The sequence below is a fragment of the Lederbergia citri genome (genome assembly GCF_018343625.1).
GTDB classification, from domain to species: domain Bacteria; phylum Bacillota; class Bacilli; order Bacillales; family Bacillaceae_C; genus Lederbergia; species Lederbergia citri.
Genome location: NZ_JAGYPG010000002.1, coordinates 240,883 through 258,333, shown reverse-complemented (window position 1 = coordinate 258,333; position 17,451 = coordinate 240,883). Strand labels below are relative to the sequence as shown.

General features: G+C 46.0%; 31 protein-coding genes. 29 read left to right on the top strand and 2 right to left on the bottom strand.

The genetic code is table 11. From position 1 onward, the window contains the following. The first annotated feature begins 111 nt into the window (after nt 1-111). From KHA97_RS10015 to KHA97_RS09965, 11 genes are all read left to right on the top strand, one after another. The gene (locus KHA97_RS10015; protein ID WP_213124610.1) at nt 112-468 is read left to right on the top strand and encodes a hypothetical protein; all 357 of its coding nucleotides are present in this window, start codon (nt 112-114) and stop codon (nt 466-468) included. 245 nt (nt 469-713) lie between these two features. Continuing rightward, complete coding sequence (locus KHA97_RS10010; protein ID WP_213124609.1) at nt 714-1,055, top strand: hypothetical protein; 342 nt, start codon at nt 714-716, stop codon at nt 1,053-1,055. Nucleotides 1,056-1,182: 127 nt separating this feature from the next. Further along, nucleotides 1,183-1,533 (top strand): hypothetical protein, encoded by a 351-nt coding sequence (locus tag KHA97_RS10005; protein WP_213124608.1) that lies wholly within the window; start codon nt 1,183-1,185, stop codon nt 1,531-1,533. Further along, nucleotides 1,526-1,945, top strand: coding sequence for a hypothetical protein (locus tag KHA97_RS10000; RefSeq protein WP_233713438.1), 420 nt, complete (start codon nt 1,526-1,528; stop codon nt 1,943-1,945). Before KHA97_RS10005 ends, KHA97_RS10000 begins: the two co-directional genes overlap by 8 nt. A gap of 25 nt (nt 1,946-1,970) precedes the next feature. Beyond that, nucleotides 1,971-2,144, top strand: coding sequence for a hypothetical protein (locus KHA97_RS09995; RefSeq protein ID WP_213124607.1), 174 nt, complete (start codon nt 1,971-1,973; stop codon nt 2,142-2,144). Then, nucleotides 2,117-2,914: a P-loop NTPase family protein gene (locus KHA97_RS24605; RefSeq protein ID WP_233713437.1), complete on the top strand. Its 798-nt coding sequence runs from the start codon at nt 2,117-2,119 to the stop codon at nt 2,912-2,914. Before KHA97_RS09995 ends, KHA97_RS24605 begins: the two co-directional genes overlap by 28 nt. A 1-nt stretch (nt 2,915) precedes the next feature. Beyond that, nucleotides 2,916-3,407: a hypothetical protein gene (locus KHA97_RS09985; RefSeq protein ID WP_213124606.1), complete on the top strand. Its 492-nt coding sequence runs from the start codon at nt 2,916-2,918 to the stop codon at nt 3,405-3,407. A 26-nt stretch (nt 3,408-3,433) separates the two neighbouring features. Continuing rightward, nucleotides 3,434-3,577: a hypothetical protein gene (locus KHA97_RS09980; RefSeq protein ID WP_213124605.1), complete on the top strand. Its 144-nt coding sequence runs from the start codon at nt 3,434-3,436 to the stop codon at nt 3,575-3,577. 412 nt (nt 3,578-3,989) lie between these two features. Next, entirely contained in the window at nt 3,990-5,132 is a 1,143-nt protein-coding gene (locus tag KHA97_RS09975; RefSeq protein WP_325167437.1) for an AAA family ATPase, read from the top strand. A gap of 18 nt (nt 5,133-5,150) precedes the next feature. After that, nucleotides 5,151-5,387: a hypothetical protein gene (locus tag KHA97_RS09970; RefSeq protein ID WP_213124603.1), complete on the top strand. Its 237-nt coding sequence runs from the start codon at nt 5,151-5,153 to the stop codon at nt 5,385-5,387. 60 nt (nt 5,388-5,447) lie between these two features. After that, nucleotides 5,448-6,425 (top strand): toprim domain-containing protein, encoded by a 978-nt coding sequence (locus KHA97_RS09965; RefSeq protein ID WP_213124602.1) that lies wholly within the window; start codon nt 5,448-5,450, stop codon nt 6,423-6,425. A gap of 29 nt (nt 6,426-6,454) precedes the next feature. On the opposite strand, the gene KHA97_RS09960 is transcribed toward KHA97_RS09965, so the two are convergent. Together KHA97_RS09960 and KHA97_RS09955 are read right to left on the bottom strand one after the other, a co-directional pair. Next, a complete protein-coding gene (locus KHA97_RS09960) occupies nt 6,455-6,676 on the bottom strand; it encodes a helix-turn-helix transcriptional regulator (protein WP_213124601.1) in 222 nt (73 codons plus the stop codon). Between the two features lie 35 nt (nt 6,677-6,711). Next, entirely contained in the window at nt 6,712-6,909 is a 198-nt protein-coding gene (locus tag KHA97_RS09955) for a helix-turn-helix domain-containing protein (RefSeq protein WP_213124600.1), read from the bottom strand. Between the two features lie 198 nt (nt 6,910-7,107). On the opposite strand from KHA97_RS09955, the gene KHA97_RS09950 reads away from it, so the two are divergent. The 18 genes from KHA97_RS09950 (at nt 7,108) to KHA97_RS09865 (ending at nt 17,428) form a co-directional block, all read left to right on the top strand. After that, entirely contained in the window at nt 7,108-7,662 is a 555-nt protein-coding gene (locus tag KHA97_RS09950; RefSeq protein ID WP_213124599.1) for a hypothetical protein, read from the top strand. A 164-nt stretch (nt 7,663-7,826) separates the two neighbouring features. Beyond that, nucleotides 7,827-7,976, top strand: a complete 150-nt coding sequence (locus tag KHA97_RS09945) for a hypothetical protein (RefSeq protein ID WP_213124598.1) — start codon at nt 7,827-7,829, stop codon at nt 7,974-7,976. Next, nucleotides 7,973-8,503 (top strand): hypothetical protein, encoded by a 531-nt coding sequence (locus tag KHA97_RS09940; protein WP_213124597.1) that lies wholly within the window; start codon nt 7,973-7,975, stop codon nt 8,501-8,503. Before KHA97_RS09945 ends, KHA97_RS09940 begins: the two co-directional genes overlap by 4 nt. A gap of 376 nt (nt 8,504-8,879) precedes the next feature. Continuing rightward, on the top strand, nt 8,880-9,626 hold the full coding sequence (locus KHA97_RS09935) for a hypothetical protein (RefSeq protein ID WP_213124596.1): 747 nt from the start codon (nt 8,880-8,882) through the stop codon (nt 9,624-9,626). A 16-nt stretch (nt 9,627-9,642) separates the two neighbouring features. Next, the gene (locus tag KHA97_RS24600) at nt 9,643-10,044 is read left to right on the top strand and encodes a group I intron-associated PD-(D/E)XK endonuclease (RefSeq protein WP_213125727.1); all 402 of its coding nucleotides are present in this window, start codon (nt 9,643-9,645) and stop codon (nt 10,042-10,044) included. After that, nucleotides 10,041-10,784 carry a hypothetical protein gene (locus KHA97_RS09925; protein ID WP_213124595.1) on the top strand — a complete coding sequence of 248 codons (744 nt, stop codon included), beginning with the start codon at nt 10,041-10,043 and terminating at the stop codon, nt 10,782-10,784. The genes KHA97_RS24600 and KHA97_RS09925 overlap by 4 nt, the downstream gene beginning before the upstream one ends. A gap of 205 nt (nt 10,785-10,989) precedes the next feature. Beyond that, nucleotides 10,990-11,409 carry a hypothetical protein gene (locus tag KHA97_RS09920; protein ID WP_213124594.1) on the top strand — a complete coding sequence of 140 codons (420 nt, stop codon included), beginning with the start codon at nt 10,990-10,992 and terminating at the stop codon, nt 11,407-11,409. 71 nt (nt 11,410-11,480) lie between these two features. After that, nucleotides 11,481-12,158, top strand: coding sequence for a DNA-methyltransferase (locus tag KHA97_RS09915; RefSeq protein ID WP_213125726.1), 678 nt, complete (start codon nt 11,481-11,483; stop codon nt 12,156-12,158). Next, entirely contained in the window at nt 12,151-14,352 is a 2,202-nt protein-coding gene (locus KHA97_RS09910) for a DNA polymerase (protein WP_233713436.1), read from the top strand. The genes KHA97_RS09915 and KHA97_RS09910 overlap by 8 nt, the downstream gene beginning before the upstream one ends. Beyond that, nucleotides 14,327-14,812 carry an HNH endonuclease gene (locus KHA97_RS09905; RefSeq protein WP_213124593.1) on the top strand — a complete coding sequence of 162 codons (486 nt, stop codon included), beginning with the start codon at nt 14,327-14,329 and terminating at the stop codon, nt 14,810-14,812. The genes KHA97_RS09910 and KHA97_RS09905 overlap by 26 nt, the downstream gene beginning before the upstream one ends. Further along, nucleotides 14,812-15,003, top strand: coding sequence for a hypothetical protein (locus tag KHA97_RS09900; protein ID WP_213124592.1), 192 nt, complete (start codon nt 14,812-14,814; stop codon nt 15,001-15,003). The genes KHA97_RS09905 and KHA97_RS09900 overlap by 1 nt, the downstream gene beginning before the upstream one ends. Next, nucleotides 15,000-15,188, top strand: coding sequence for a hypothetical protein (locus KHA97_RS09895; RefSeq protein ID WP_213124591.1), 189 nt, complete (start codon nt 15,000-15,002; stop codon nt 15,186-15,188). Before KHA97_RS09900 ends, KHA97_RS09895 begins: the two co-directional genes overlap by 4 nt. Before the next feature lie 53 nt (nt 15,189-15,241). Continuing rightward, the gene (locus KHA97_RS09890) at nt 15,242-16,195 is read left to right on the top strand and encodes a hypothetical protein (RefSeq protein WP_213124590.1); all 954 of its coding nucleotides are present in this window, start codon (nt 15,242-15,244) and stop codon (nt 16,193-16,195) included. After that, nucleotides 16,192-16,332, top strand: a complete 141-nt coding sequence (locus KHA97_RS09885; RefSeq protein WP_213124589.1) for a hypothetical protein — start codon at nt 16,192-16,194, stop codon at nt 16,330-16,332. Before KHA97_RS09890 ends, KHA97_RS09885 begins: the two co-directional genes overlap by 4 nt. Continuing rightward, a complete protein-coding gene (locus KHA97_RS09880) occupies nt 16,329-16,841 on the top strand; it encodes a crossover junction endodeoxyribonuclease RuvC (protein ID WP_213124588.1) in 513 nt (170 codons plus the stop codon). The genes KHA97_RS09885 and KHA97_RS09880 overlap by 4 nt, the downstream gene beginning before the upstream one ends. After that, nucleotides 16,831-17,022 carry a hypothetical protein gene (locus KHA97_RS09875; protein WP_213124587.1) on the top strand — a complete coding sequence of 64 codons (192 nt, stop codon included), beginning with the start codon at nt 16,831-16,833 and terminating at the stop codon, nt 17,020-17,022. The genes KHA97_RS09880 and KHA97_RS09875 overlap by 11 nt, the downstream gene beginning before the upstream one ends. Then, nucleotides 17,019-17,168, top strand: a complete 150-nt coding sequence (locus tag KHA97_RS09870; protein WP_213124586.1) for a hypothetical protein — start codon at nt 17,019-17,021, stop codon at nt 17,166-17,168. Before KHA97_RS09875 ends, KHA97_RS09870 begins: the two co-directional genes overlap by 4 nt. Continuing rightward, nucleotides 17,168-17,428: a hypothetical protein gene (locus KHA97_RS09865; RefSeq protein ID WP_213124585.1), complete on the top strand. Its 261-nt coding sequence runs from the start codon at nt 17,168-17,170 to the stop codon at nt 17,426-17,428. The genes KHA97_RS09870 and KHA97_RS09865 overlap by 1 nt, the downstream gene beginning before the upstream one ends. The last annotated feature ends 23 nt before the right edge of the window (nt 17,429-17,451 follow it).

Here is a 17,451-nt window from a genome sequence, read left to right as displayed (position 1 = left end):
AACATTCGCATCCTTCATTAGTAATAAGTAAAAATATTTTTTTTGTTTTTGGTGCAACTTCGGATTACCTTGTATCCTACGTAAATAAGAGGACAGAAAGGAGGCGGTTAATTGAGTTCGTTACTAATCGACGAGCATCCGTTAGTGGTACTACCATCGCTCGCCAAAGAAATCGGATTAAACGAGGCGATTATGCTACAGCAAATCCACTTTTGGATAAGTAAGCGGAAGCACTTCGAAGATGGGCGTTATTGGGTTTACAATTCCTACGATAGCTGGGCGGAGCAATTTCCGTTTTGGAGTAAGTCGACGATTATTCGGATATTAAAGCGCCTAGAAGATCGTGGATTGATTGAGTCCGGTAATTATAACCGACTTAAAATCGATAATACGAAATGGTACACGGTAAATTATGTGAAGGTGTCCGAACTACCTAGAAAGAACACTCCGAGTAGTCAAGTTGAATAGGCGGGCTTGTCAGTCTAAGTAGACCATTACCATAGACTAACTACAGAGAATAACTACAAAGACTAACAAAACATACCGGTCGAACAAGTTCTCCCGGAACGTATCTATTAATATCGGACTATATCGAAGAAAAAGACCTCCGATAATATAGGTACTATTCGAAGGAAAGAACTTCCAAAAAGAAAAATTAAAATAAAAAGAAAAAGCGGCGCCCAGCCCGCCAACTGCCCGAAGGAGGAAACGCAATGAATAAACCAACGCTAACGCACGAACAAGCTCGCGCAATCGACTTAGCGAAAATGTTCGCCTTTAATATCCCGACAATTATCGAAAATGTATCGAAGGGCAAGCCGTTCGCTAATCCGAAATATTCTGCGCTAGAAAGACTCGACATCTATACGATAATGTCCGCACTCGTCAACGGATACGAAATCGAAAAGTCGCCGGAGGAAAAGTTGCGCGAGTATTTTAACGAAGCTAACGTATTAATTCCGGTATCCAAAACGCATTATCAGCTCGGAGTTAGGGACGCTGTAAGAAAGACGGTAGATATTCTCGGAATCACTATCGAAGGCATTAACGAGTGACGTCGGCGTAGCCTAGAACGCATTTAAACGCCCGTAGGAGCGTCCTAATGTACGTCGGATAGTAAGGCTAGGGAACGGATTAAAAGCGCTAGAATCAAGCGATAACGCACGAAGGAGGAACGATAATATGACGAAGTTATCGAAGGAAGAAATCGAAACAATCCGCAAGCGTGCGGAGGCGGCTACGGAAGGTCCGTGGTTTCATACGAATTATCACGTAGCAACAAAGCCGGAAGTTCACGGAGGCTATCCGCCTAATTCAGCGAGCATCTGCGAAACATGCGACGGAGAATATATCGAAAACTATAACAAAGCAGACGCCGAATTTATCGCACACGCCCGCACCGACATTCCGAAACTATTGGCGGAGATTGAGCGATTGAGAAGTATAATCAAGGACATTCGCGAATGCAGCGACATTGAAACCGCGGTTAGCGAGTTAACGAAAGTGGCACTCGGAGATGATGACGATGACTAAACGATTACCGCCCGCCAAAGATTGGCAAGCGCGGAATATCGACGATTGGAATACGACGACTTTCCACGCATATCTATCGGACAAGCACGCGGAAATGTTCGGATGCGATTACGTACCATTTCGCGGCTGGACGGCGGAAAAGGGAATGATCGGTAATTTAATCGGAACAAGGACGAAGCCACGCACGGCCAGCAACGAAGATGTCAAACGCTTCATCGACGAAACCTTTGCGGAGTACCGACCTAGCGCACAATATCCCGGAACGAGCTTCGGTTTTATGTTTACGTATCGGAAAAACGTATGGCAACGGATACAGTTAGACGCGAAGCTGGAGGCTAAGCGGAAGGAACAAGCGCAAGCCAAGGCGGAAAAGCAGGCGGTAGATTTCGAAAAATTAGCGGATTGGTTATAAATAAAACGGAAGGAGTGACGCAATAATGCGCCGTGACCACGAGTTGACCGTCCCGGAATTAGTCGCCAAGATCGAGGAATTAGTCGGCTATATACGGATTAAATCTTACGGAGAAGGTTTCGAAGAAGGGCGGAAGTTCGAGCGTGAAGCATACGAAAAGGAGGCGGAAGATTGGACGGAAAAAGAAAGTGTATCCTAGACGAAAGACGGAGAGGCGGTTGCGCAAGCTGTCCGGCTACTTGCCCGCATTACATCGCACTTTACGGACTTAGCGGAACGGGCGGACGGGTAGGAGCGACAGGGTTACCCGAAGATTATCGGTATGTAACGCTAAAGAATAGTCCAGCACGCGCGAGCCAGTCGAAAGTATATGCAATGCTTGACGCTTATGTGGCGACGTTTGAACGGCAATTTGACACGTCGGCAGACCGCATAAAATCGTTGTACCTATACTCGGAATCGCCCGGAACAGGCAAAACAACGTCGGCGGCGGCGCTCATTAACGCATGGCTCGTCGAACATTACCTCGGAAGCCTGCGGAGGAATAGGCAACCTTCGCAGCAACCGGCGTACTTCCTCGACGTTAACGAATGGCAGACGGAATACAACAACTTTAATCGCCCGAAAGTACCGGACAGAATCGCAGAGCCGGCGGCAACGCGTTATTATTCCGCAATGGAACGAGCCAAGCGAGCGCCCTTCGCAGTTCTCGACGATATTGGCGTAAGGAGCGTCGTGTCAGACGGATTCAGAGGCGACTTGCACGCGATTATTAACCATCGGGTAACGAGCGCAATGCCGACGATATACACGAGCAACCTTCCGTTGATTTACGCGAAAGAGAAGATAGAAACGTTCAAGCCTTACGACTTAATCGATGTATTCGGAGAAAAACGACTTGTCGACCGTATGGGCGATATGTGTGCAACGCTACACTTTAGCGGAGAATCACGGAGAGGCAGGCGATAACTTGGCGCAACATAACGAAATCACATTCGGCGATTTAATCTTGGTCGAAGGTTACGGAGACGAGCCGTTCTTCGTCGATAGTTGGTCGGTAGAGACGCATTACACGCCCGACGAAACGTGGACCGAAACTTGGTACGATGTCGTCTCCGCGCACACTGGCGCTTATTCTATGGCGGAGCTTAACGATATAACGCGGATATGTGGCGCGGAAGCAGCCGACGATTACCTCAAGAGCCACGCGGATATACCTATCGAAAATATAACGAAGGAGGTCGGAAGTATGTTCGGATATGAGCCGAAGAATAGGAAGCCGTCGCGCAATCCGGAATTAGATAGACAGCGGGCTAAGGCGAAGAAAGATTCGGAAATCGATCGGTTGCTTACGGAGTTGGGCGATTATATGGCGTTGTATCGTACGTTTGGTGATGCGGAGTACGGGCGGAAGGTGGACGAGGTTAAACGAAAACTGGCGGAGGTTGCTTCGGCAGAGTAGACACAAATTGCGAAGGAGGGATGGTCATGAATTTAAAAGATTTACCTGATGAAATCAAAGTAAGAGCGTTTAATTTAATTGTAGAGAAATATGGGAAGGACAGTAATTTAAGCGAATTTGGGAAAGAAGTGCAAGCTATTTTAATTAGCCTTAAAGAGTTATTTAAGTAATGTTGCACTTCGAATCAATGACCAATATTTCGACATAAGAAAGAGGTTCTTCGACCTGCCTAGTTTTGCGTCCAGCTATAATTTCAGCCTACCTAGCAGGGAACGTCCAGCCACTTCGAACCTCAATAATAAATTTATCCAAATAAATAAATTTAATACGCACTTCGAATAAAATCCGCAATAAACGGAAGGAGGAACGCCATTGGAATACGCTAAATTATTCTTATCGAAGGTAATAGACGCTAACGATCCGTCCGCCCTCGCACGCTTCAACATCGCAGAATCCGATTTCCCAACGGACGCCGAACGGAAGGCTTACCGATTCATTGTCGACTATGCGCAAGCTAATCGAAATAATGCGCCGAGCTATGCGACCGTGGCTGCGGAGGTTCCCGAGTTCGGCGCAGAATATGTGCCGGGCGTGACGGACTCTTACGAATACTTGGCGCGTGAAATTAAGGACCATAGTGCGAAGCTATTACTTGCCGAGTACTTGCCGAAACTTGTCGAAAAATTTAACGAGGGAGAACGCGGTGAAAAGTTGCTCGATGACTTGCGAAAAAATTACGAACGTATTACAATAGGAACAAGTGTTCGGGAAAAAGTGGGAACGGACATAAAACTCGACGGTCAATCGTTCATCGACGAATACCTCGATCGTAAGGCGGGCAAGTCGTTTAAACTATGGCGGAGCAAGTTTCCGACCATTAACGAACAGATAGGCGGATATTTTTCCGGAAATATGTATACGTGGTACGGGCGTTCGGGTCGAGGTAAGTCCGTCTTTACGATGGAGGAAATCATCGAAGCTGCGTTTCAGGGCGCTAACGTTCTCGTATGGGCGATGGAAATGTCTCGCTTCGAATGGATGGCGCGAGCATATTCGACCATAAGCGGAAGAAAAGGTTATGTTAGCGCTCAAATCAACGGAATTGACTACGACGCTGGATTTGAGAACCGCGCATTATTGTCCGGTAAGCTATCGGAAGAATTTGAGGCAGGACTGCGCGTATTCGTTACGATGCTCGAAGAAGGCGAAATAATGGCGGGCAATATTACCTTACGTGCAGCCGATGACGCCGACTTCGTTACGCGGGATATTAGACAGCTTGAAGCGGACATTATTGCCACGAAAGCGGACATCGTACTCGTCGATCCAATTTACCTAATGGACTTCGAAAACAATACGTCAAGAACGGCTGGCGGTGATGTCGCTAATACATCGAAGAAGATTCGTAGAATGGCGGGAACATATAAAGCGGTAATACACGTTGTCACTCAAGCCGAAGAAGTAAAGGACGATACAGACGACGAAGGAAATCGCGAATTAAGACCGCCAAAGCGTGCCGAAATAAAGAAAACGAAAGCAGTCCTCGAAGATGCGGCGAACACTTTCGGAATCGATTCACTCGACGGCGAAGGTATTATCGAAATAGGTAAAGGAAGAAACGGCGGAGAAGGATCGCAGATAAGCGTTTTGTACTTGCCGAATTACGGAATTGTTCGAGAGTTTCCGAAAGGCGAGGAAGCAGTTGCGGGACAGTTCGACTTTTGAACGTAAGGAGTATTAACGATGGAATCTTGTCTATATTGCGGAAAAAGAACGAAATTATTTCCGGTTAAAATGTGGAATAAAGACATTTACCGATACTATTGCGATGAACATTACGGAGAAGCATTCCAGTTTGAGAAAGAAGAACGCCGTAGGTTTATCGAATATTATTCCGTACCGGAACGGCGTAAATGGCTATCGAAAGAATCGCTCGAATTATGGGAGAAGTTAAAAACGTCGTCCGACATTGGAATATGACGCAAGACCTATGTATTAATACCATATTATTCCGATAAGAAAACTAAGGAGGCGTTTATATTGCCGGATATTAAAATACGCGTTCAAACCGTCGACATCGACATCGAAGGCGAACTACGCGAATATGACTGGACGCGTCCGCGCTGGACTTCCGATAAATTGCTCGCAGCATCACCGTTCAGATACGATAGCCATCCGTCCTTCTTCGTAAACCTCGAAGGCGAATACGCCGGCACCTGGGGCGATAGCGGCTATTATGACGAAGATTGGGCGTCGGGCAATTTCGTTAAGTTGCTCGCATTCCTGCGGCAAGAGACGTACGAAGAAGCGGAAGAATACTTATTATCGACGTATGGCTATCCGGTCGGCGAAACGCTCAAATTACGCTTGCCTACGATTAGATTGCCGGAACCTTTCGAACCATTGCCCGAATCGATAGTTACGACGGCTTACAGCCGATATCTCGCGTCGAGGGGCATAAGCGAAGAAACGCAAGCAATGTACGGAATAGGATACGGAAGGCAGAAGGGATTTACGGCGTTACCTTGGCGCTTGCCTGACGGTCAATTAGCCAACGTTATGTATCGTGCGACACGCGGAAAGGTATTCTTCTACGAAAAAGGCGGAATGCCTAGGCGGAAATTACTATACGGTATCGACGTAGTACACCGCGTAAGCGCGCGGACAGTAGCGCTAGCCGAAGCGCCGATAGATGCGTTAAGTTGGACGGAGGCGAGCAACGGGGAAATTATCGGAATAGCCGCGGGCGGCGTTACATTATCGGACGAACAGGCGGATTTAATCAAGCGGTCAAGTATCGAAGAATTAATATTAGCGGGCGATAACGACAAGGCGGGCGAGAAATTCAATGTCGAAGTTTTTCGGAAATTAAACGGTCACGCGCGGTTAAAGCAAGCAAATTACGGGGTATACAAGGATATGAACGAATTTTTGTTAAAAAATGGCGGGGAATTGCCGGAAATTGGCGATAAAGTACTTTCATTTCCAACGATACGGGCGTATAATAAAAACGTGTAGAAAAAGCAACCCACGCGCGCGAAGTCGAATCAGACCTCGCCCGCAGACGTTACATAATCGTATAGATCATCGAGAGTACAGCCGAGAACAGCAGCGAATCTAGCCATCGTAATAACGTTCATATACGCTTCATTATTTTCATACTTCGAAATATTGCCGCGATTAATGCCGACTATTTCCGCTAATTGCTTCTGACTGTATCCTTTGCTTTCCCGTAGTCTGCGGAGATTACAACGTAATGTAACCTCCATACGTTAGCCTCCGCATATGTATTTAATTACCTTAATTAACGTTTGATTTCTACGACCTTTTCGATAGGTACGTCGAGAAATTCGCAGATGCGCGCGATCGTATCTAAAGTAGTAGACTCGCCTTTGCGGAATTTCGCCGTAGTTACCGAACTTAATCCAATTTCTTTTTCGACTTTAAATAACGATAAGCCTTTTTCTTCTAGCGTTTTAAACAAAGGTTCGTACGAAATCACAAAAAAACCTCCAATTTCACCTTTACATTTTCAAAGGTAAGTAGTAACATAGAAAGCAAGATTTACCATTTTTTACTCTTTTAATATAACATACGGTAAAAAATTAAAAAAGTTTCAAAAAGTGGTGCAACTAAATAGCAGCTTGTATCCTACATAAGTAGATAAGGAAAAATGCAAAATTAAAGGAGGAAAAAGACGTTGAAGAAAGACAATTTAATATTTATCGAAGAAGCCATGAGATTCCCGGAAGTAATTCGATTAGTTAGCGAGGCTTCGGACAGGCTATGGTTCAAGGTTAATGATGTAACTTCCTTTGAACATACTTGTTACAGAAATATCGGACTAGCCCTCGTTAATGAAAAAGTTAGATCGGTAGCTGGAATCGCTACAAGGATAATTTCTAGGGCGGAAGCATGGCACGTAAAGAATCGGGGCAAAGAAGCTATTATGTCGTTGGAATCTTTGGCGGGTTACGATGATGAAGGAAGTTTGCTAGTTTACGAGATTGTAGACGCAATGGCGAACACTGAAAGGCAAGTAGTAAGTGAAATTAGACAAAAAGAAATCGCCACCTTTTTGGCGGAAGGCGACGATTTCAAAGTAGCAATCCTGAACGCATGGGCTGATGGTTATGAAAACGAATCTGAACTATCCCGAGTTTTGGCGAACTCCTTCGGTGGGAAAAGTTCTTATATCAGACGACAAATCCAGCGTTTCAGGAAAGAGTGTAAAAAGCGGTTAATAGCCGCTTAAAGCACTCCGTAAGTAATTATAGCACAGTTTTCACGATTAGGCATTTCGCAAAAACAGCGGTGGTGTTCGTTATATAACACTATGTAATATCCGTATTTAATATACCACCGCGACCCCATTTTGTAAACACTTAATTTCATTAATATAGCGGAGGTAACGAAAATATGACTAAAGTACGATTAGATGATAGGAATTTAGACCTATTTGATATAACGAAATACACTAACGACCCTAACGTTTACTATTACGGACGAAGCGACGACGAAAAGTTGGCGAAGGTAATTGGCACTATAAAGGCGGTGAGGTTGGCGTGAAAATGTATCGCGTTACAAAGCACGCAATCGATCGCGCAGTAGAACGATTAGGAGTATCGGCTGAATATGCGACTAACCATCTGATTCAGCTTATGCAAACCGCGTATTATAACGGAAGCACACCGCATCCAAACGGTAAAAGACATAAGGTATTCGACCACTACAAAACGCGAACTCGCGTAATTGTTAGCGAAGATGATTCGATTATTACGGTTTATAAATTACCGGAAGAAAACGCGTTAACTATACCGAGCTTCCTTCGTCCAGTAGTAGAACGAGAGTTCCGCAGAGTCAGACGAGAAGTAACGAGACTCACACGCAGACACGAAGAAGCTATCGGAAAGTTGACCGTCGAAATGGGCGAAAGAATTTGGGCGCGTGCTAGGGCGAAGAATCCGAATACACGCGAAATGATACAGGCTGAAATAGACGAAATTCAAGCGAAGATTAACGGACATTTGGCGGCGATTGAACGCGAGCAAATGCGTATAGAAGATTTCGAAAAAGTTACGGGGGTTTACGCATGAGTATTTCGACGATATATCTACTCGTACTTATGACGGTAATACTTACGTCGATGATTTACGGAGTTATAAAGGAATAAGCCGATTCTTGCGTCGGCTAACGTATATATCGGTTGCATGCAGGTTGGTTAATCCGACTGGCGGCGTAAAAGAAGGCGCCCTTTCCGATATGTACGTTAGCGGGCGCGGGAGGTAAATCCGCCGTGTCTTTACCGAGTAGGTCCCGCTACCATTTGCAGGACGCGAAAAGTAAAGGCGTCGCGAACGGCGGTATAGGAATCGATATCTACGGTGTATGAGCGATAGCCTTCCCGTAAGGTGCGCACCGATTCCGAAATATCCGGCACTCGAACATTATAAACGATAAGGAGACGGTGTAATGACGAAGTATCAAGCAGGGGCGGAAGCCTTAGACGCTTTAAATTCGACGAATGACGGCGGAGGAAACAAGGTAGAATTTTCGAGTTTCAAATCCGGCAGTACGTACAAAGTAAAAGTCCTCGGAACTTCCGACTTGATTTCGTTCTTCTCGTACGGTATCTACAAGCAAGTCAATTCATTCGTCGCGAAGAATCCTTCGAAAAAGTCCGCGGCAGGCTATCCGGTCGAAAATCTCACGCCTTGGGACGCCGCCTGGAAATTTCACAAGGATTTATCGAAGGATTTCAACGATCAACACGGACAAGAGGCGGGCAAGTATCGCGCCAAGCAACGATTCGCGATGGGATTCTTCGACTTAGAGGCGGGAGAGCCTATCATTATCGACGTATCGAAGAATCAAGCGCAAGCCATTCACGGCGCCATTAAGAAGTACGAAAAGAAACTCGGCAAGCTGGCGTTCGAATTATCGAAGGAAGGCAGCGGAACGAATACGTCGGTCAGCTTAACGCCAGTTCTCGATATGGACGAGGACTTAACGGACAAGGAGCGCGCTAACTTCGATAAGGCACCGGACAAATTCGATATGTCGCTATTCGACGGTATCTTATACGAAGCAGACGAAGCGGAGCAAATCGAACTTCTCGTAAAAGCGGGCTTCGATGTTAGCTTGATCGGATTGGAAGTTCCGAAGGCTAAGCCGTCAACAGACGCAGGCACATCCGAAGATAAACAATACGATTTCTAAATAACGAAAGGGGACGATTCACATAGCGCATGAAACGGTCACAAAAGGAAGGCATTCGGAATTACTCGCACAAACAGCGCTACTTGCTAACGGTTGGTCGGTCGCGGAGCCTATCGCTCCCGAACCGTTCGACCTCGTAGCAAAGGCGCCGGGCACGGCGGACTGGCTTCGCATTCAGATAAAGAGCGCGCGGGTCCGCGACGACAGGAACGGCGAGGTCGTATGTTACGCTCGGAAAAATAGCGGTAAGCCTTACGATAAAGACGACTGCGACTTATTTATCGCGGTATTGAACGGCGAAGTATTCTTATTCGAGAATCGAGAAATCAGCGAGTATTGGGTCGGTGCTGACTCGATAGATGCGAAGTGGACGCGTTTATCGACGGGCATAGAATCGTTAAAGGGGGCGGTAGTATGAAGTTAATTTACGACGGAACTACACTCGAAGGCACGCCGGAAGAAATTAAGGAAATGATGACGCTAATGGGCGCGGAGTTTGCGGTAAATGAGACAGAGAAGGTCGAGGAAGAAACTCCGACATTCAAGGAAGGCGACCGCGTTAAGGCGTTAGTCGTCGGAGAGTTCCGCGATATTAAGGCGGGCGAGGTCGGTACTATCGACTATATTTCCGAAAAAGCTCGTAAGGACGGCGATCCGTTTTATATCGCAGTAGAAACCGACGACGATTTCGACTATTTCCGTCCGCAAGACCTCGAACTGGTGACGCCCAAGCCAACGACAATCAAACGCAAGGCACGCGTAGGCGAGCGCATTTTGATTACTAAGCCGTTTATAGCGTGCGATAAGTATAAAGAAGGCGATCAATTTACGGTTACTAAGGCGTATAAAGAAATACCTGGCATGAACGGCCATGTTACCGTCGAAGGAATCGGTTTAGTTATTCTCGACAGCGAATACGAAGTCATCGTCGAAGAAAAAGAAGACTCAAAACGCAAGCCCGGCGAGTTCAAGAAAGGCGATATTGTGCGCGTTAAGTGGATTTTAGGTAAAGGTAACGTAGATGTGATCGCGGAGATATATGAGGGACCGGAGGGCGATGGAGCTGGCGGAAACTATTATTTAAATGACGGCGAAGAAATCACTCTCGGCAATGATTGCGAACTAATCGCGCCAGTAGAAGCGAGGCTCGACGTATGAATCCGCGCATACCCGACCCGCAAGCAAGTCCGCCAACGTGTGCGCAATGTAACCGAGCGATAGCCGACGGCTTATACGATGACCGCGCGGAGCAATACTACTGCGATACGGCGTGCTTTAACGATTGGGCGGACGCGAATCACGAAGATGTCGTATTATTCTACGCGGATATGAACGTTAATTAAAAACGAGGGGAAGCGATGTTATGTCGAATTTAAAAATATTAGGCGCTCAACGAGTGAAAGCATTGACGGCAATTCTCGAAAAGCAACGCGACGATAAGATTAAGGAAGCGCGCAAAAAGGCATTAACGTTAGAGACTCGCGAAGAAATGGCTCGAAAGCACTTTAAGGTTAACGGAATATATTCGAAAATAATGGAAAAGAAAGCTGAAATCGAGGCTTTAAGCGAGGAATACCGCGCAAAAACAGGCTACTACTTTACGGTAAATAGAAACTACGATTACAGGAATCCGGAATGGGATAAGTTTAATACTTTCGCCAATAAAATCAACGATCCTGTTGACGAAGAAATCGCTAAAATTAAGCAAGAGTATGCGGAAAAGGCGAACAGCCTGTGGCTTTGCGAAACCCTCGAAGAAGCAAAAGCAATCGTAGGAATTTAATAAAGAACGGAGGCGATAATTTGGCGGAGGATTTATTGAATCGGATAACGCAAGGCGATTGCCTCGAAATTATGAAGCGAATACCCGACGGCTATATCGATATGATACTATGCGACCTTCCGTATGGTAGGACGCGAAATAAATGGGATTCAATTATCCCATTAGACGAATTATGGACGCAATACGAACGAATTATTAAAGATAACGGAGCGATCGTTCTTACCTGCAGTCAGCCGTTCACTACATCGCTAAACGCTTCGAATATTTCGTTATATAGATACGAATGGGTGTGGGTTAAAAATAATTCGACGGGTTTTCAATTAGCTAACAAACGACCTCTAAAAAAGCATGAAAATATCAGCGTATTTTATAAGCGACAACCGACGTATAATCCACAAGGATTAGAGCCGTATGGCAAAACTAATAAGCGGGGAAGAACCGGCGAAAATTGGTCTGAAATGAAAAACGATAGTTACGTTCAAGAGTGGACTAATTATCCGACTCAATTACTGGATTTTCCGTACGATTCCGAAAAATATCATCCAACGCAAAAGCCCGTCGCATTATTCGAGTATTTGATCCGAACGTATACGAATGAAGGCGATATAGACCTCGATAATTGTATCGGAAGTGGTACGACGGCAGTAGCGGCTATTAACACAGGGCGTCAATTCATCGGCATCGAAAAGGAACCGGAATACGTCGAAATAGGCAATCGACGTATAGCGGAGGTGACTGCGGTTGGATAAACCGAAACTTACGCTAAACTTGCGCAGTCCTACGGCAAAGGACGATAAGGCGAATACGGCTGTTAAAGCCGCGGCTAAACGGAAGCAGGCGATGTCGGAGACACTAGAGGACGCGTGGCAACGGATTCTAGCGATGAAAAATAGCGAGGCGGATCAACGCAAGCTAATCGAAGTTAAGGCGGCAATGGCGGAAGGTCTTATAGGCAGAGAACCTTCTTCCGCCGCCAAGCGTTTTAGCAAAGCGGAGGCGTTACGCTTGCACAAACAGCTCGCCGATAGACAGCGTGAAAGCAAGTTAGCGGAACTTGTAGCGAATACACCTTCGAATTATATACTGGCGGACACGATAGATAAATTAGCGAAAATGGCGGACGACATTCGGGCAAGCGATTTAATAGCGTTCGACTTAGAGACATTCGGAAAGGACGGAGGCGCGCTTGACCCGTGGAAAGGCGAAATCGCAGGCTTTTCCGTTACTACCCAACGCGCCAATTATTATGTACCGATAGCACACGTCGAAGAAACGGACTTAAACGCGTATATGACGTTTGATGTAATCGGCATGGTTGCGTCGGCATTAATGGCGTCTAAAATCGTTATGCACAACGCACCTTTCGACTGTAAATGGTTCTACGTTAAATACGGTGTAAACCTTATCGATAGTTTGCACGCTGATACTCGCATAATGGCGATGTCACTCGACGAAAACCGTTCGCACCGTTTAAAAGACTTGCTTACAGACTGGCTAAAAGAGCCGAGTGATAACTTCGATGAACTATTCCCGAATACGCAATTTAACGAAGTGCCGTTAGACGTGGCGCTAGTATACGCGGCAGGCGATACCGAAAAGACGCTTAAACTTTACGAATGGATTTCGAAATGGTACGACAGCAGGCCGGATTTACGAGAGATTAAGCGATTGTTTTACGACGTTGAAATGCCTGTGGCTCGGCAATTCATATGGTCGGACATTCGCGGAATTAAATTCGATAGTGAAGGCGCACTCGCATTAGACGAAAAGCTGGCGAAAGAGGAAGCGGAGTTACAGAGTAAGATATACGAAACGATCGGTAAGGAAATAAATCTGAACTCACCCGCGCAAGTTAGCGAAGTATTATTCGAAGAATTAAAGTTGACCGACCTTGGCAATGGTTCAACGAATCAACGCTTCCTAAATCGGATAAAAGGCGAACATAAAGCGGTCGAATTGCTACTTGAATATAAAGAAATCGGAAAACTTCGCTCGTCTTTTACGCAAAAACTACCGCGCGAGGTTAAGTCAGACGGACGTATTCATCCGTGGCATAATACGTGGGGCGCTGCGACCGGAAGGTTTACATGTTCGGACCCTAATACGCAACAGATTCCTGCAAAGCGTCCGGAAGTCCGTCATTTATTCCTCGCTAACGGTAATGATCGTATCCTTGTTTCGATGGACTATTCGCAGATTGAACTTCGGGTACTGGCGCACATGGCGAACGAAAAGGTATTAATCGACGCCTTCGAACATGGGCGCGATATTCACTCGACAACTGCGGCTCTTATCAGTAACGGTAAATACTCTTACGAGGACATCGAAACAGAAAAGGATACGGACGGACACGAGTGCCAAAAGTTACGTAAGAGAGCGAAGATTGTAAACTTCGGAATTGTCTACGGAATGGGCGCGGGTAAGTTAGCTGATACTCTCGAAGTATCGAAAGCAGAAGCGCAGAAGATTATCGACGATTATTTCCGAGGCTATCCCGGAATTAAGCGTTACATGGACGAGCAACATCGTTTAGTCGAAAAGCAAGGATTTGTTACGGATATATTCGGAAGGAAAAGACGATTACACGACGATATAAAGGCGAGCAAGAAGGATCGCTGGCGGTTATTTTCAGCGCAAAGGCAGGCGGGGAATTTTCCGATACAAGCGAGTGCTGGCTCGATATTGAAAAAGGCGGTCGTCGACTTGCAAGCGGTACTTCCGAAATATGATACGCACATCATTTTACAGGTGCATGACGAATTAAACTTCGATTGTCCGCGCGATATAAGCCGAGAAGCGTTACACGAAATTAGAGCCGTATTGGAAAACGCGGTTAAATTACACGTACCTGTCCGTTGTGACATCGAGATATATCCGTATAAATGGGCGGAGAAAATCGACGAAAAGGAGTGGTTTAGTGACGAGAGAAATCCCGTTAACTAAAGGGAAAGTCGCAATTGTCGATGATGTCGATTATGAACGTTTCGGAGAATTTAAGTGGCATTGTGTAGGCGGAAAATACGCTGCTCGGTCAGTAGGCGGACGTAAGAATAAGCGAATGGTTTATTTACACCGAGAAGTATTAGAAGCCGAAGAAGGTCAAATTGTTGACCATATTAACGGTGATAAACTCGATAATCGGAAAAGTAATCTTCGAATAGTTACAAGCGCGGAGAACCTATATAATACGTCAATCAGATCGGATAACACTTCCGGATATAAAGGCGTTGTTTACGTCGAGGATTGTAACGAAAAGTGGGAAGCGAGAATCCATAAAGACGGTAAAAAGATAATACTAGGACGTTTCGAAACTCCCGAGGAAGCTGCCTGCGCATATAACGAAAAGGCACTAGAACTGTTCGGAGAATACGCGAGATTAAACGAAATAAAGGAGTCGGTCTAATGTACCGCCTAATACTAATCGGAGTAACCGCAGTCATCGTAAAAGTCGGCCTAACGACGTTCGGCGTCGAGCTTACGTGGTTGCAAGCGATAGTCGCGACGATACTTGCGCAAATGTTTGCGTTTATGTTCAGCGGATTACAGCCGGTAAATATCGGAGTTATTAGAACGAAGGAGGATGACGTGGAATGAGCGAAAAAGAGCCGAGCTTAGTCTTTATTCAACGTAAGCCGGGCGACGATTTTACGGTATTGATGGACGGAAAAGAAGTTAGAGGATTACGCAGAATTACGATTCACGCAGAAGTCGGTGAGGTCACTACGCATGAAATCGAATATTTAACCGGAGTAACCGCAGAAAAGAAAGGGAGCGATTAATCATTACGAATTATATAGATATTTCCGCACAAATAGAAGGCGACTTTATCGCGATGCTCGACGAATGGCATTCGCTTCCCGAAACGTGGGACAACGCACTGGACGCCCAAATAGCGAAGTGGTATTCGAATCCGCCGCAAGTTTGGCCGGAAAGAGGCGCGCCGTATTTCAGTCCGTCGGCAGCTACGAAATGTCCGCGCGAACTTTACATGAAGGCGATGCGCGCGAAGAGGGACGTTAAAACGGTACAGCCGCACCAATCACGCTGGCAGAAACTCGGTACCGCATTCGGAAGCGTCATACAACGGGAGATATTAGCAATCGAGCGCAACTTCGAACGATTGACGGGCAATAAGCCGCGCTTCACTTTCGAAAAGAATCCGGACGGCACGCCGCGCTTCGAGGAATTTGCCAAGACGAATAAGCTCGTCGAACATAACGGAGAAAAGTTCTATCTATACGGAGCGCCGGACGGAATCATGCGCTATCTAACTGACGACGGCGAAGTTATCCGCGTAGGACTCGAAATTAAATCGAAGCAACAGTCACCTTCGAAAACGTCCACTAAGTCGCTGACTAAGGCGCAGGAATCGCACGAAGCGCAGACGGCACTTTATGCATATATGTACGACTGCGATTACTATATCGTTTTGTACGTCAACGGCGCGAAGCGTGCGTGGGATATGAGCGCGGAGGAATACGCAGACTTTCCGGACATTCGAGCGTTTTGCAGAAGGATTACGGACGCGGATCGTAAGCCACTTTTCGATAAGTTCGCAATGATTACGAAGGCTATTCGAGAAAATAATCCGCCGAGCGTGGATTTAGACGGATGGAAGTTTAACGAGTATAAGACGGCGATAGCCGAAAGTATGTCGGACAGCGAGTACGAATACCTAAAGAATCACTTAAAGCTCGTACTAAAGTCGGGCTTGCCGGATTGGAAAAAGCAAGCGTATTACGATGCGTTCGAGTTTATTAAAAGCGTAAGGGAGGCGAAGGCTTGAAAATTATAACGATGATACTAATATTCTTCGTACTATATTTCGTTATTTTTCCGTCAATAGGATATTCACCCGATCTTTTTACCGCGTTACTACTCGGAATAGTAGTCGGATTGATAACGGCGGTGATTGACGATTGAAGATTCTTGCGTTAGACATCAGCGCAAGCCCGGGCGTAGCTGTCATCGAAATCAAACGCAATCGTCCGAAACTACTCTACGTCGATTCCGTGAAAACTGACACGAAGTTCAGCGATAGCCAGCGATACAGTTATATCGAAGCCTTCGCAATAAAGGCGATACACGAATACGGACCTTTCGACGCAGTAGTCCGCGAAAAGTATACCGGCACTTCACGATCAAAACGCGCCAAGCAACTCGTATACGGCGCGTGGGCTGCGATAGATATGGCGCTCGGCAAGTACGGATACAGTATCGACGAAAAGGACGAGATAGTTGCGTCGGCAATCAAGAAGGCAGTTAGCGGTAAAGGTACCGCAGATAAGGAGGAAGTCGCGGACGGTGTAAGGCGAATACTGGGCGAGGACATCGAGTTTAAATCCGATGATGCTAGTGACGCGGTAGCCGTCGCGCTGACTTACGCATTATTAAACGGATTAATTAAGGAGGAATCGGAGAATGGGCGGTAAAGTATTATTTTGGCTTTCCGTAGTTGCTATCGTAGCCTATCTCGGAAATGTCGTAATGTTAGCGGTTGGTCATACGTTCGAGGACGCTGCAATCGCCTTATCGTTCTTAACTAACGCAGTATTCTACGGAATGCTGGCTTACGGCATTTATCACACGATTAAGAAGGAGGAAAAGGAATGATTAAATCACGCAGAGAAAGACGCGAAGAAGCGCGCAATAATAAGACGAAATTTGAGCCGATTTATAACGGAAAGCCTCCGGTCATGCGGACGGATTATGAACGATTCAATAATAAATTCGTAACTATTAAGGAGGAATCGGAATAATGACAGCGATAATCATTGCGGTAATTTTAGCGTTTGTTTTGCAACTTGCAATATGGGAAGGAGCAATCCTTGGTATTGCGTGGATTATCGGTAAGATTGCGGACATTAGCGTTAATTATCCGTTAATCGGCGGAATAGTTCTCGGACTATGGGCGCTGATTCTCGCGGTAAAAGTTCTATTCGTAATCGGTACGTATCGCGAACAACAACGAGCGAGCAAGGAGTTCGACGAAATGAGGAAGCGAATGTTCCGACGATGAACATACCAAAAGAATTACGCAAG

What these genes read in the sequence shown, in the direction of transcription:
- KHA97_RS10010 (WP_213124609.1), top strand. Translation starts at nt 714, where the DNA reads ATGAATAAACCAACGCTAACGCACGAACAAGCTCGCGCAATCGACTTA.
- KHA97_RS10005 (WP_213124608.1), top strand. Translation starts at nt 1,183, where the DNA reads ATGACGAAGTTATCGAAGGAAGAAATCGAAACAATCCGCAAGCGTGCG.
- KHA97_RS10000 (WP_233713438.1), top strand. Translation starts at nt 1,526, where the DNA reads ATGACTAAACGATTACCGCCCGCCAAAGATTGGCAAGCGCGGAATATC.
- KHA97_RS09995 (WP_213124607.1), top strand. Translation starts at nt 1,971, where the DNA reads ATGCGCCGTGACCACGAGTTGACCGTCCCGGAATTAGTCGCCAAGATC.
- KHA97_RS09980 (WP_213124605.1), top strand. Translation starts at nt 3,434, where the DNA reads ATGAATTTAAAAGATTTACCTGATGAAATCAAAGTAAGAGCGTTTAAT.
- KHA97_RS09970 (WP_213124603.1), top strand. Translation starts at nt 5,151, where the DNA reads ATGGAATCTTGTCTATATTGCGGAAAAAGAACGAAATTATTTCCGGTT.
- KHA97_RS09960 (WP_213124601.1), bottom strand. Translation starts at nt 6,676, where the DNA reads ATGGAGGTTACATTACGTTGTAATCTCCGCAGACTACGGGAAAGCAAA.
- KHA97_RS09945 (WP_213124598.1), top strand. Translation starts at nt 7,827, where the DNA reads ATGACTAAAGTACGATTAGATGATAGGAATTTAGACCTATTTGATATA.
- KHA97_RS09935 (WP_213124596.1), top strand. Translation starts at nt 8,880, where the DNA reads ATGACGAAGTATCAAGCAGGGGCGGAAGCCTTAGACGCTTTAAATTCG.
- KHA97_RS09925 (WP_213124595.1), top strand. Translation starts at nt 10,041, where the DNA reads ATGAAGTTAATTTACGACGGAACTACACTCGAAGGCACGCCGGAAGAA.
- KHA97_RS09920 (WP_213124594.1), top strand. Translation starts at nt 10,990, where the DNA reads ATGTCGAATTTAAAAATATTAGGCGCTCAACGAGTGAAAGCATTGACG.
- KHA97_RS09915 (WP_213125726.1), top strand. Translation starts at nt 11,481, where the DNA reads ATGAAGCGAATACCCGACGGCTATATCGATATGATACTATGCGACCTT.
- KHA97_RS09900 (WP_213124592.1), top strand. Translation starts at nt 14,812, where the DNA reads ATGTACCGCCTAATACTAATCGGAGTAACCGCAGTCATCGTAAAAGTC.
- KHA97_RS09895 (WP_213124591.1), top strand. Translation starts at nt 15,000, where the DNA reads ATGAGCGAAAAAGAGCCGAGCTTAGTCTTTATTCAACGTAAGCCGGGC.
- KHA97_RS09890 (WP_213124590.1), top strand. Translation starts at nt 15,242, where the DNA reads ATGCTCGACGAATGGCATTCGCTTCCCGAAACGTGGGACAACGCACTG.
- KHA97_RS09875 (WP_213124587.1), top strand. Translation starts at nt 16,831, where the DNA reads ATGGGCGGTAAAGTATTATTTTGGCTTTCCGTAGTTGCTATCGTAGCC.
- KHA97_RS09870 (WP_213124586.1), top strand. Translation starts at nt 17,019, where the DNA reads ATGATTAAATCACGCAGAGAAAGACGCGAAGAAGCGCGCAATAATAAG.
- KHA97_RS09865 (WP_213124585.1), top strand. Translation starts at nt 17,168, where the DNA reads ATGACAGCGATAATCATTGCGGTAATTTTAGCGTTTGTTTTGCAACTT.